Consider the following 13,632-nt stretch of genomic DNA (forward strand, 5'->3'; position numbering starts at 1 on the left):
CTACACCCGCAGCGCCGAGACCAGGTCTCCGATGGCGAGCCGCTGGACCTGCCCCGCATCCGTATAACGGAAGCGGAGCGCATAGCCCTCGCTTCCCTGGGGCAATGACGGCTCGTCCGAGAGCCCCGCGAAGAAGGTAGGCGCGCCGCCGAGTTCCACCCGTGACGCAACCCGAGCATCCTCCAGATGGCGAAGTCTCCGAAGGAAGCGGCTGGCCTCCTCCTCCGGTGCGCGAGTGAGGACCGACACGCGCCCGTCCAGCCGGCGCACGTGCACCTTGCGAGTGCGCGCCGCCGCGTGCAGGCAGGCAAGATCCCAGACTGTCGGCCTCGCGCCCGTGCCGAAGTAGGCCATCGTGTCCTGGCCCAGGTGGGCAAGATGGCCGCGAGCACCTTCCACGCTGTGGAAGTCACCTTCAGCCGGCAGCTTCACGTCCACCCAGCGCATCTTGCGTGTCTCGAGATCGATGACGAGCGGCACGGAGATCTTCGCGTTCCCCTGCAGGTCGAAGCGCTGCTCCACCGTGCTCGCGTCGAAGTGACGCTCCGACTTTCCATCGCGCACCATGAAGCCCGCGAAGGCTTCCTCCATGCGATCGAAGGGCACGCTGTTGAAGGAGAAGACCACCGGCATCGCGTAGCGCACCCCCTTCGCGAGCAGCGCGGAGGCGTGCACGTCCAGGAACTCGGCGCCACCGTGCGGCAGCGGGCCGGAGGTGACGTCTCCGGAGTGCACGGCGGCGCCACCCGCGAGCCGCAGGTTCGTGTAGTCGCACACGTCCACGAACTGCCACTTCGCGTCGTAGAGCGCCACCGACAGATCGAGGTCCACCCGCGTCGCCTTCGGCTCCGTCCAGTGCACGAAGAAGCGCAGGTGCTCGTGTCGAGGCAGGTCCAGTGCACTGCCGCGCGGCACCGCCACCAGCGCGCGCGACGCGGTCTTCTCCGCGACGGGAACGAGCAGGCCGGAGAGTGCCTCGTCGAGCAGTGCCTGCGGGAAGGCCGGGAGCCGCTCCGCGCGCCGGAGCAATTCGCGCTCCAGGGGCCCGACGAGCTGACCGATGGTATCTCCCGGCAGGAGCGTCCGCCGATCCTCCGTGCCCCAGGCGTGAGTGGCTTCTCCCTTGGGGAAGAACACCCGGCGCGAGAAGGGAGCGTTCCGGCGGCGCAGGTGCGCGGCGACGGTGAGGAGGAGCGCGGGCGCGGCGCGGGGTGCCACCGCCTCCAGGGTGGTGGCGAGCTGCCTCTCCTGGGAGGCGCCATCCCCTCCCGTGAGCGCCGTGCGCGCCACATGATCCAGCCTGCGCATCAGTTCCCCCGGACGCTGTCTCAGCAACCGCAGCGCACCGTCCACCTCACGCCGAGCCAGCAGTTCCTCCACCTGAGCGCTCCACGAGCGGAAGCGCACCGTGAGGCCTCCGTCCACGGGGCGGAGGAGGAAGGCATCGGGATGCGCTCGGGCCTGGGTCAGCAGCGCCTGGCCAAAGTCCTTTCCAGGCGAGAGCACCGTCCCGCGCAGGGCCGCGAAGGCGAGCGCGACGTTCGGGTGATCCCGCCAGCGCTCGAAGACATGAAGTTGCCCCGCCATGGCCTTCCAGAGGCCCGGATGGCGGTGCACGTCCTCTGTGAGGTTCAGCGGAGGGAGCGCCTCCAGCGCCGCCAGCACGGAGCGCCGCAGCGGGCGGGGGTGGCTCTTGAGGGGCACCCGGGTCATCAGATCGGGGTTTCCACCGGCCCACGCGACGAGGACGCGGAGGAAGTCCGTCGCGGTCTTCAGGTGCGCGGCGGCGCCCCCCAGCACATCGGCCATGGCCTTCGATTCCAAGCGCAGCAGGCCGCCAACGACGTGGGCCAGGGTCTCCTTCACAGCGATGCGCGGCGGAAGCCATTCGAGCACCTTCAGCCGGAAGTGGGAGACGAGCGCTTCGACGACCTCGAGTTCGTCCGGGCGGAGGACGGTGGTGCGCGCGAGCAGCCGCTGGAGCACCTCCTGAGAGGCGGCCTCCAGATCCGTGCCGAGCGACAGCCGCGTCATGCGGCCCTCTCGGAGCACATAGAGCCGTGGGGTGGACGGATGGGTCACCGGCTGGAAGTAGGGCTGCCCAGGGGAGACGCGCCGGTTGCAGATGGGACACGCGCCGTACTTGCGTGGCTCGAAGCAGTTCGTACAGACGAGGTGGGCACACGGGTCGATCGCATGGACTGTCGAGACGGCGCCGCACTGGATGCAGGGCTGCTCGGGCTCCTGGAAGAGCCACACGAGCACGCGCTGGACGTAGAACGAGTCCGTGTTCTGCGGCACACCCTCGGGAAAGTCGCTGAAGAGAGGGACGAAGGGCCGGTGCCGGCCCAGGTCCTCAGCGAGCGTATCGAAGACGAAGCGGCCCACTTCCCCGAGTGTGTGCTCTGGCAGCGAGGCGAGCGCCTCCTGGAGCGGGCCCGCGAGCGTGTAGCCCAGGCCGAGCAGGTCTGCTTCGAGCGCACGTACTCCCTCGCGTCCCTTCAGCGAGGGAGCGTGAGCGCGAGGGACCGTGGGAACGAAGACGCGAGACGTCCGGCGCAGCAGCAAGGCAGCGGGAGTGCTCGTAGCACCGGGCAAGTCGAGCGCGGGCGGAACCAGAGGCGCCTCCGAAGAGAGAAAAAAGCGGGGCGGAGAGCGGATGCACTACCAATAGGAGGTGAGAAGGAAGCACACCCAGAGCCGCCCCAGCACTGAAGTGTAGCAGAGACCATGGCCGTGTCGCGCTCCTCCGTGAGGGGCGGAGACGACCCAGTTTCATTCCCACTCGTAGTCCAGGTCGAGGACCTTGCCTGCGGAGTCCAGGCTGAACGTCCATTTCACCGAGATGTCCTTGCCATACACCACTCGGAGCACACGCTTACGCGGCTCGCCATCCTTGCGATCCTCGAGAAGAACTACCCGGTGAACAGGCGGATAGAGGGCACTCCCCGGCGTTCCGAAGCCACGCAGCACAGGGACGAGTCCCTCCTGGGCGCTGGGCGCGAAGGCGGCCGCATCGAGCGTGCCGTTCATCACGCCCTCCGCCACCCCGCGCAGCGTGGCGGTCAAGGCGGGCTCGGTGTCCGCGATACCGGGTTCGTCCAGTTCCGGAGAAGGCGGCAGGAGAAGGCTGGCGATGTTGGGCGCGAGCACTGGCAGGAGGCCCTGCTTGTTCGTGAGGAGGAGCACCGTGAGCTTCTTCTCCGGGATGCGCAGCACGTCTCCGAGCGAACCACCCCCACTGTGCCCGAAGGTCTGCAGCCCGCGCAGCTTGCTCACGGCAAACGCCACTCCAAAGCCGCCCACACGCCCATCATTCAGTTTGAGAGGAGTGGCGCCGGCCTGCTGCATCGCGGGGGTGAGCAAGGTGCCCTGGTCCATGGCCACGGCCCACCGGGCGAGGTCCTTCACGCAGGAGAAGATGCCGCCCGCCGCGTAGGTGTGGGCGGGATAGAGAAACCAGGCGCGCTGTGGCACGCCGTCCACGAAACGATAAAGGCTGGCGCGGCGAGGGATGACATCGGCGAAACGCTCCCCTCCCTCCTGCCTCGCGTGCTCGTAGCGGGTGCACGAAAACCCGAGGGGCTGGAAGATGCGGCTGCGCAGCAACTCCTCGAAGCGCTCCCCGGTCAACTTCTCCAGGACGTGGGCGAGCACAACGAAGTCCGTGAGGGAGTATTCGCTGCGCTCGCCCGGGCTGTAGGCCAGAGCGGTCTTCTTGGCGGCCTCGTACCGCTCGCCGACGGTGGCGGTACTGCTCTCTTCATCGGAGAGATCCTTCAACCCCGACGCATGCGCGGTGAGGTGCCGGATGGTCATTGCCTTCCACGCCTCGGGGGCGTCGGACAGATATTTCGAGAGGGGCGCGTCGAGGTCGAGCTTGCCCTCCTGCACGAGGAGCATCACCAGCGTGCCGGTGAAGACCTTGGTGGCAGAGGCCATCTGGAATGAGGTCTCGACTCCCACCTCCACCCCGGACTCCAGATCCGCGAGCCCGTACGCGGAGAGCTGCTCGACCTTGCCATCACGAACGATGGCCAGGGCCACTCCGGGGACCTGGTTCTTCTCCATGACGGCATGGAGGTAGTCATCCGCAGCGGAGGACGGCGGCCGGTGCGTTGCACAGCCCACCGCGAAAAAGAGTGCCGTCACGGAAGTCGCGAGATGAGCGATTGACCGTCTCATGATTTGTCTTGTCGATTCTGGAAACCCGAGTTTATGTCGGAAAACCTCTATAGATTGGATGTCCTGCTGCATCCTTACTCCTCGGCAAGGCTGGATTCATGTTCCATTTCAAACGTTCAAGATCATTCCTTCACGCAGCATGTGCGAGTCTTTTCCTCACCAGCGCATGCACCCCCTCGGGCGATTTGTCTGACGGGCAAGACATGCCCCCCTCGGGCGCAATTGTCATACGCAGCGCGTCATTGGGCTCGGTGCTCTCCTCGGGCAAGCCCGCATCCGCCAGCAGCAACAACAGCCCATACACGGCCAACAACCTGACCGATGGGAACCAGGACTCCTATTGGGAGTCGACCAACGGTGTCTTCCCCCAATGGGCCCAGATCGACCTGGGCTCGACCGCGACCGTCGAGGATGTCGTCCTGCGGCTGCCAGCCGGCTGGGGTTCTCGTGACCAGACGCTGTCCGTCCAGTCCTCCACCGACGGCTCGTCGTTCAGCACCCTCAAGGCGAGCGCGACCTACACGTTCAATCCCTCCTCGGGCAACACCGTGACGATCGACGTCCCGGACACGTCCGCGCGTTACGTGCGCGTCAACCTCACCGCCAACACCGGGTGGAGCGCGGGCCAGTTGTCCGAGTTCGAAGTCCGCGGCACCGCCGGCACCACCCCGCCTCCCACGGATCCGCCTCCCACCGGCACCAATCTCGCCCTCGGCAAGGCCATCGTGGGCTCATCGACGGAGTACCAATTCGTCGCCGCCAACGCCAACGATGACAAGACCGACACCTATTGGGAGGGCGCGGGAGGCCAGTACCCGAGCACCCTGACGGTCTCGCTCGGCACGAACGTCGACCTCACCGGCGTCGTCATCAAGCTTCCTCCGGCCAGCGTCTGGGGCACCCGCACCCAGACCTTCGAGGTCCAGGGCCGCAACCAGAGCAGCAGCTCGTTCACCACCCTCAAGGCCTCCGCGGGGTACACGTTCAACCCGGCGACCGGCAACACGGTCTCCGTATCGTTTACTGGCACTGCCGCTGATGTCCGGCTCGTCTTCACGGGCAACACCGGCTCCGGGAATGGCCAGGTCTCCGAGTTCCAGGTCTTCGGCACGCCCTCCGCCAACCCCGACCTCACCGTCACCAGCGTCACCGCGTCGCCGAGCGCACCCATCGAGTCCGACACGATCACGCTGACGGCCACGGTGAAGAACGCGGGTACCCGGCAGTCCGCGGCGACGACGGCCGCCCTCACGGTCGAAGGCATCAAGCTCGCCACGGCCTCCGTCCCCAGCCTCGCGGCCGGTGCGTCCACGACCGTGTCCGCATCGATCGGAAAGAAGGCCGCCGGGTCCTACACGATCGGCGCCACCGCCGACCCTGACAACACCGTCGTCGAGCAGAACGAGAGCAACAACGCGTACAGCAACCCGACCAAGCTCACCGTGTCCGAGGCTCCCGGGCCGGATCTCCAGGTGCTGAGCATCAGCCCGAACCCCGCGAACCCGGCCGTCGGGGCGGCGGTCAGCTTCAGCGTGGCGGTGAAGAACCGCGGCACCACGGCGGTCAGCGTCAACACGGTGACCCGTGTCGTGGTGGGCAGCAGCACGCTCGACGCTTCCACCCCGTCCATCGCCGCTGGCGCCACCGCCACCGTGACCACCAGTGGGACCTGGACCGCCACCAGCGGAGGAGCCACCATCACAGCCACCGCGGATGCGACTGGCGTCGTCGCCGAGACCCACGAGGACAACAACGCGTTCTCGCAGTCGATCGTGGTCGGCCGCGGAGCGGCGGTCCCCTGGACCTCCTACGAGGCCGAGGCCGGCCGCTACAACGGCACCCTGCTGGAGACGGACTCGCTGCGCACCTTCGGGCACACCAACTTCGCCACCGAGTCCTCGGGCCGCAAGTCCGTGCGCCTGAACAGCTCCGGGCAGTACGTCGAGTTCACCTCCACCAACCAGGCCAACTCGATCGTCGTGCGCAACAGCATCCCCGACGCCTCGGGCGGCGGCGGCCAGGAGGCCACGATCAGCCTCTACATCAATGGCAGCTTCGTCCAGAAGCTCACGCTCTCGTCGCGGCACAGCTGGCTGTACGGGAACTCGGACGGTCCGGAGTCACTGACCAACACGCCCCAGACCGATGCCCGGCGGCTGTTCGACGAGTCGCACGCGCTGCTCGCGCAGTCCTACCCGGCCGGCACCACCTTCCGCCTGCAGCGTGACGGGACGGACACGGCTTCCTTCTACATCATCGACGTGATCGATCTCGAGCAGGTGGCGCCGGCCTTGAGCAAGCCTACCGAGTGCACCTCCATCACGAACTACGGCGCGGTGCCGAACGATGGCATCGAAGACACGGACGCCATCCAGCGGGCAGTGACGGACAACCAGAACGGCGTCATCACCTGCGTGTGGATCCCCGCGGGACAGTGGCGGCAGGAGAAGAAGATCCTCACCGACGATCCGCTCAACCGCGGCATGTACAACCAGGTGGGCATCCGCAACGTGACGATCCGTGGCGCGGGAATGTGGCACTCGCAGCTCTACGCCACGATCGAGCCGCAGAACCAGCCGACCAGCATCAACCACCCCCACGAGGGCAACTTCGGCTTCGACATCGACGACAACGTCCAGATCTCCGACATCGCCATCTTCGGCTCGGGCCGGATCCGCGGCGGCGACGGCAACGCCGAGGGCGGCGTCGGCCTGAACGGCCGGTTCGGCAAGAACACGAAGATCACCAACGTCTGGATCGAGCACGCCAACGTGGCCGTCTGGGTGGGCCGTGACTACGACAACATCCCAGATCTGTGGGGCCCGGCCGATGGCCTGCAGTTCAGTGGCATGCGCATCCGCAACACCTACGCGGACGGCATCAACTTCAGCAACGGCACGCGCAACTCGCGGGTGTTCAACTCGTCGTTCCGCACCACCGGTGACGACTCCCTGGCGGTCTGGGCCAACCCCTACGTCAAGAATTCCTCGGTGGACATCGCCCACGACAACCACTTCGTGAACAACACCGTCCAATTGCCCTGGCGCGCGAACGGCATCGCCATCTATGGCGGCTACGGCAACTCGATCGAGAACAACCTGATCTACGACACGATGAACTACCCGGGCATCATGCTGGCCACCGATCACAGCCCCCTGCCCTTCTCGGGGACGACACTCATAGCCAACAACGGGCTCTACCGGACCGGCGGCGCGTTCTGGAATGAGGACCAGGAGTTCGGGGCGATCACCCTGTTCCCGTCGACGTCGGACATCACCGGCGTCACCATCCGGGACACCGACATCTATGACTCGACCTACGACGGCATCCAGTTCAAGAACGGTGGCGGCAACATGCCTAGCGTCGCGATCAGCAACGTGAAGATCAGCAACTCGATCAACGGGGCCGGCATCCTGGCCATGGGTGGCGCCCGAGGCAGCGCCACGTTGACGAATGTCACCATCACGGGCTCGGCGGACGGCAACATCGTCAACCAGTCCAATTCGCAGTTCGTCATCACCGGCCAGTAACCTCGGGCCCATCGCCCAAGCGGCCAAGGACCTTCGCTCCGAGCCTGCGCTCCGGCGAAGGTCCTGGCCGCCCCTCACTGCCAGCTCACAGGTGGCGGAGGAACTCCAGCACACTGGGCTGATTGCGGCGCTCGGACTCCACGCACACGCGGATGGCCTCGAGCGAGCGGGTGAGCTCTCTCGGGCCGCCCTCGATCTGCGCCACGCGGGGCTTCAGCAGTGCCTCGGCCTCAGCGCGCTGCGACTCCTCGCAGAAGACCCTCGTGATCCCAATGAGCCGGCCCACCTCGTCCGAGCGAAGCCTGCTCGCGAACTTGTCGAAGTTCTGCTGGTAGAACTCCCAGGCCAGCGCGCGGGTCTCCGGTCTGTACAAGGCGCCCTGGAGGATGCGCTGGGTGTCACGCACGTCGAACTCGTCTCCGGCCACCAGCGTCAGGGCTCGCTTCGCCAACGCGGGATCCTGGAAGCCCCCGAGCAGGCCGAGCAGCTCCGCACGCTCGTTCCGGTCCTGCTCCTTGCGCGCCTGGGCGAGGATCTGCTCGAAGAGGTTCGTGTCTCCCTTGCGCACGGCGATCTGCAAGGCCGGCCGAGCCAGTTCCAGATCCACGGCCTTGCGGTCCGCCAGCCACGCCTTCGCAAGCCGCCCCGCCTCCTGGCTGAGTGCGGGGTCCTGCCCCATACCGGCCGCGAGCGAGAGGAGCTGCCAACGCAGTTCCTTCACCTCATCGCTCTCGCCGGGTGACGACTTCCAGCCCAGCGCGCGAGCCCGGGGACCGTAGAGGGTGCGCACCCACTTCCGGAAGCGCTGCTGATCCGCCTCGGGAAGCAAGGAGATGTGAACGGAGAACAAGAGCTGGAGACCTCCATCGAGGACGAGAGAGCTGGGATCCGAGGCAGTGGAGGGAACCATCTTCAGCGCCTCGCCCAGGAGCACGTCCCCCCGATCCACTCCGGCCTTCACGTCTCCCAGAAGCGTCAGCCGCTCCGAGATCGTGAGTGTGCCAGCGGGAGTCGCCCACAGGGGGCTGAGCTGCTCGCGCGTATAGCCCGAGCGGTAGTAGCCCGTTCCCTCCGCGTTGAGCAGCACCCACGTGGGGCAGCCGGACAGGGACAAGGGCAGCTCGCCCGTCTCCGCGGACAGCACCGTGCACGCGCGCGTGGTGTCCTTGCCCCGGCCCGCGCGCGCGCACACGGGGACGTTCCACTTCTGTGCCTTCGAGCCCGGGGAGCCCGCCGGCAGGAAGCGCTCCTGCGACAGCTTCAGCACAGGCTGCGCCCCCGCCTTGCACTCGAGAGCGGCGGAGATGCGCGGAGCGCCCGGCTGCTCGATGAAGCTCTGGAAGACGTGAGCCGTATCGGGGCCCAGCGTCTTTCCGATGGTGGCCACGAAGTCCTCCGTGGTGGCCACGCCCCAGGCGTGCTCCCGGACATGGGCGCGCAGCATGTCGCGCACGGGCTCCAGGCCGCGCCAGCCCTGCAACATGTTGAGCAGCGAGGCGCCCTTGGCATACGTGGTGCCGTTGTCGAACGAGCCGATGATGTCGTCGTTCGTGGTGATGGGCTTGCGCAGGGGCGGCGTGGCGGTAAGCGAGTCCACCTGAAGTGCAAACGCGAGGGAGTTCGCCTGCCCGTCCAGCGCGAAGTTCCACGACGGCTCGAATTGATCGGTGATCTTCGTGTCCAGCCACGAGGTGAGGGACTCGTTCAGCCAGATGTCATCCCACCACCGGCAGGTGACGACGTCCCCGAACCAGTAGTGGCCCAACTCATGGATGGCGATGTTCGCGTAGGCCCTGCGGCGCATGACCGTCTCCTCGCCCGGGCGGATCAAGGTGAGGGGCTGGCCGAGCGCGACGATGCCCGGGTGCTCCATGGTCCCCCAGTAGCGAGGCACCACCGCCACATCGAGCTTCTCGTAGGGATAGGGCTGATCGAAGAAATCCTCGAGCAGGGTGATGATGCGCGGGGTGACCTTGACGGCGTAGGCCGTCTCGGCGCCACGGCCCTTGGGAACGATGAAGCGCAGTGGCACATGGTTGCGGCCAATGGGGCTGCCCTCCACGAGATCGAACGGACCCACCACGAAGGCCACCAGGTAGCTGGGCATGGGGCGGCTCTCGGCGAAGGTGACGCGCTTGAGGCCGCCGGCCAGCGGCTCCTCCGAGGCGATGGGCGAGTTGGCCAGGGCCACGTGCTCCTGCTTCACCGTGAAGCGCAGCACCCAAGGCACCTTGAAGCCCGGCTCGTCGAAGCACGGGAAGGCGCGCCGCGCATCGATGGGCTCGAAGAAGGTGTAGAGGTAGGGCTGGCCCCCCTCCTCCACCGAATAGAGGCCCTGGCTGCGCTCGCGATCCGTGTGGCCCTGAAACGAGAGGATGAGCTGGGCATGTCCGGGGCTGAGCGGCTCGGCGAGCAGAACGCCCAGCCGCCCCTCGCTGGCGGTGACGGGCCTGGCCTCCACCGCGCGACCGCCGCTGAGGACACGTGCCTGGGTGATCTCGAGATCCTGCGCGTGCAGCCACACCTGACGCGTGGGCTCGCGCACATCGAGATCGACGGTGACGGTGCCGGAGTACGTAGGCTCGGACGGGAGCAGGGTCAGGTCCAGCAGGTAGTGCACCGGACGCACCGCCTCGCCCAGACGCAGAGCGGGAGGCTGCGGCTCGGGCCAGCTCGGAGTGGCGGCCGGGGGAGCTGCCGAAGCCGGGGGCTCGGGAGCGTGAGCGCAGTGGAGAGCGACGAGGGCCAGGAGCGGAAGGAGGAACGGGCGCATGGCGCGCGAACCTAGCACCCCACGCTTCCGTACTGCTTGTCGCGAGCCGTGTGCCACGCGAAGCTCTCCGGGTGACCGACTCCGTTCGAATCCTCATCCATGAGCCCACCCGGACCCTGGTCCGCTGCACGGGTGGGCATGTGCAGCTCATCCGCGAAGGGCGCGAGGTCGCCAACGCATACGGTTCCTCGACGACCTCCGACGAGCTGGGACTCGCCGAGGATGGGACCCTCTTTCTGGGAGACCAGGGGTTCTTCGATCTTCAGGCTCCGACACTGCGGCGCCGCAATTGGGACGGGATCGCTTCCCACGGCTGCAAGACCCTTCATCCGACGGGCCAGGTTGCGCTCGTCATGACGCGGGCCCCTGTCAACGACCCAAGTACCTATGGGCCCGTACGCGAGTTTCATGCGCGCGTCCGGCCCAACACCTTTCAGTTGGTCCTTGTCTCTCCCACGGGGCAGCTCGAGACCTTGGCGGAAGGCAGTGTTGTGGCGGAGAGCGGTGGGCGCCGGTTCAAATACCTTGCGCGGCCGGTCTTCGCCCCCGATGGCAAGCACTGGGCCATTCTCGTGAACGAGTCTCTCGCTGCCGCGCCGTACCATGATCGGCGAGTCCTTCTCGGAAGGGCCGACCGCATACTGGCACACCATCGGCTCTCCTTCTCCCCCGAGGTCGCGCGTGCCTCGTTTGATCTGAAGCGCGGAATGTTCTTGCTCACCGAGCGCGTGAGGCTCCTCGCGATGTCACTGGAGGACGGGCGCGTGATGGCTGAGCGCGAGTTGCCAGGACCGACCGACACACGCGCGGGCCAGGGCCTGATCCGGAGCGCGCTGCTGCCGGTGCCTGAGGGCCTGGTGGCCGTGTTCGCGGAAGAGAAGAAGGCGTCCTACGCCCTCTACGAGTTCGACCCGGCCACGCTCGCGAGTCGTGGACGGTGGGCCGACGTGGCGCCGATTCACGATGCCGACGGAGAATTCGGGCTTGCCTCGCTCGCAGCGAACTCCGGCGGTACCGCGGCCGGCATCGTCTGGGCCCCCGCGGTGCATCCCATGGCCCTCATCCATGCCGACTCGACATGGCGCGAAGGTCCCCTCGCCCTGAGGAATGTGCCGGAGCCCCCGAAGAGTCGTGGGTTCGAGCCCAAGACGGGAGCTGACCTGGTGCAGGCGAGCCCTGAGGATCGCGTCGCGCTGGCGGGAGAACTCCTAGACCGGCGCGAGCGCTCTCTCCTCTTCGTTCCGCTCGTTCGAGCCTACCCGGAGAGCTTTCATCCCCACCTGGCACGCATGCTCGCGTGGCCAGGTGAGTGGAAGGCTCTGCTGAAGCAGTTGGATTGGCGGCGGTGGAGCGAGATCGCCCGGGGGGCGAGTGATCCTCTCGTGGATGCCATGGCGGAGACCACGCGCCGCCTCGAAGGCCGGGCCCTGGAGCTCGAGCTCCTTCTCGCCGCCGACACGCCGCGCGCGCTCATGCGGCTGGCGGATCTCGCGCGAGAGATCCCACTTGTCCACGAGAGCGCCACCAAGAGTGGTTGCCTCGAGATCCCAGCCCAAGGCCCCGCGGTGCGCCGCTTCGATCCCAACGAGCGCGTCCTTCACGCCGTCCCCACGAGTGAGGCTCCACGCGCAGACGCGCTGCAACTCGAGACAGGCTTGGAGCCGCAGACCTGGCTCGAGGAGCCGCGAGGCATCTACTGCCTTCTGCCTCCCGCCCATCTCGCGCGTGTCCCTCTCGAACTCGTACACTGCGATTCGTCAGACAGACTCCAGGCTTTCCATTTCGCCATCAGCGCATGCCAGAAACCGGGGTGTGACGAGTGGGCCGCCTACTACGAGGCGCGAGCCGGGATACAACCCGGGCATCTGCGGCTGATCTCGGATCCCTTGGAGCAGCAGGAAATGATCATGGATGAGCGCATTTACTGTCGGGGCGAGAGGGAGAAGCAGCCTGCGCCCAAGCGAGTGGAGCTCTCTCCCTTCGATCCCGCCGATTCGAGAACCCCGCTCGGGCGCATCGGGGGACGGCCCAAGTGGACACAAAGTCCCGAGGTTCCCTCCTGTCCGGAGTGTGAACGCGCAATGTTCTTCGTCGGGCAGCTCGACACGGCAGGGCTCGATATCTTGTACTTTGATCTCTTCGCGTTCGTTTGTGAGCGCTGCGCAATCACCGTGCAGGTTCGCCAGAACACCTGAAGAGAGATGCCTGAGAGGCACCTACTTGCTCCCAGGCCGCCTCCCAGGGGCAGGACGCTCCCCGCGCAGGCGGGGCTTCTCGCGGGTGAAGACCTCCGCCACGAAGTCGAGGACCGCACGCACGCGCGGGACTCGCTGGAGGTCCTGATGCACCACCAGCCAGGCCTCTCGGGGTGGCACGACATCCGGCTCGCAGAGCCGCACGAGGCCCTGCTCGACATCCACGAGATAACAAGGAAGCAAGGCCACCCCAGCTCCGGCCCGGGCAGCGGCCAACTGCGCATAGCGGCTATTGCTCCTGAGGACGAAGCTGGCCCCCTGCCCAACCTCTTCCAGCCATTGCTTCTCGGGCGTGCCAGTCACGGAGTCGTCGTCCCCCACCAGCACATGCTCGCGCAGCGAGTCAGGTCGAGGACGCCCATGCCGACGCACGTACTCGCGTGAGGCATAGAGCGCGAAGGCCAGCGTTCCCAGACGGCGCACGGCCAAGGTGGGCTCCAGAGGACGGAAGAGCCGCACCGCGACATCCGCCTCCCGCCGCGAGAGATTGACGGCGCGGGCACTGGCGACCAGTTCCAGCCGCAGTTCCGGGTGACGCGTGCGAAGCTCAGACAGGTGAGGGGCCAGGAGTTGGCTCGCCACGGTGTCGGGAGCCGTGATCCGGACGAGGCCCGCTACCCGTGGCTCGGCCCCAGCGAGCTGCCGCTCCAGCGAAACCGTGGTCTCTTCGATCCGCCGCGCCGCCAGCACCGCCTGTTCTCCCGCCGGTGTCAGCCGCATGCCCTGGGAAGAGCGCTCCACGAGGGCAACCCCGACATCCCGCTGCAGTGCCGTCAGCCGACGCCCCACGGTCGCCTGGTTCACCCGGAGGTAGCGAGCTGCCGCGGAGAGTGAGCCGTGCTCCCGAAGCGCCAGGAGGTAGCGCAAATCATTCCAGTCCATGCCTCTG

Annotated in this window: 6 protein-coding genes; 2 read left to right on the forward strand and 4 right to left on the reverse strand. The window is 67.0% G+C overall.

The features are described 5' to 3' along the window. Both KY501_RS24175 and KY501_RS24180 read right to left on the reverse strand, forming a co-directional pair. Entirely contained in the window at nucleotides 1-2,568 is a 2,568-nt protein-coding gene (locus KY501_RS24175; RefSeq protein ID WP_224365616.1) for an MXAN_6230/SCO0854 family RING domain-containing protein, read from the reverse strand. 207 nt (nucleotides 2,569-2,775) lie between these two features. Next, a complete protein-coding gene (locus tag KY501_RS24180; RefSeq protein ID WP_224365617.1) occupies nucleotides 2,776-4,152 on the reverse strand; it encodes a serine hydrolase domain-containing protein in 1,377 nt (458 codons plus the stop codon). A 284-nt stretch (nucleotides 4,153-4,436) separates the two neighbouring features. Here KY501_RS24180 and KY501_RS24185 point away from each other — a divergent pair, with 284 nt between their 5' ends. Beyond that, nucleotides 4,437-7,715 carry a CARDB domain-containing protein gene (locus tag KY501_RS24185; protein WP_224365671.1) on the forward strand — a complete coding sequence of 1,093 codons (3,279 nt, stop codon included), beginning with the start codon at nucleotides 4,437-4,439 and terminating at the stop codon, nucleotides 7,713-7,715. Nucleotides 7,716-7,800: 85 nt separating this feature from the next. On the opposite strand, the gene KY501_RS24190 is transcribed toward KY501_RS24185, so the two are convergent. Beyond that, nucleotides 7,801-10,488: a M1 family metallopeptidase gene (locus KY501_RS24190; RefSeq protein ID WP_224365618.1), complete on the reverse strand. Its 2,688-nt coding sequence runs from the start codon at nucleotides 10,486-10,488 to the stop codon at nucleotides 7,801-7,803. 71 nt (nucleotides 10,489-10,559) lie between these two features. On the opposite strand from KY501_RS24190, the gene KY501_RS24195 reads away from it, so the two are divergent. Continuing rightward, a complete protein-coding gene (locus KY501_RS24195; protein ID WP_224365619.1) occupies nucleotides 10,560-12,683 on the forward strand; it encodes a hypothetical protein in 2,124 nt (707 codons plus the stop codon). A 21-nt stretch (nucleotides 12,684-12,704) separates the two neighbouring features. Here KY501_RS24195 and KY501_RS24200 read toward each other — a convergent pair whose 3' ends face one another. Next, nucleotides 12,705-13,625 carry a LysR family transcriptional regulator gene (locus KY501_RS24200; protein WP_224365620.1) on the reverse strand — a complete coding sequence of 307 codons (921 nt, stop codon included), beginning with the start codon at nucleotides 13,623-13,625 and terminating at the stop codon, nucleotides 12,705-12,707. Nucleotides 13,626-13,632 lie beyond the last annotated feature (7 nt).

The organism is Hyalangium versicolor, assembly GCF_020103695.1.
Taxonomy (GTDB): Bacteria; Myxococcota; Myxococcia; order Myxococcales; family Myxococcaceae; genus Hyalangium; species Hyalangium versicolor.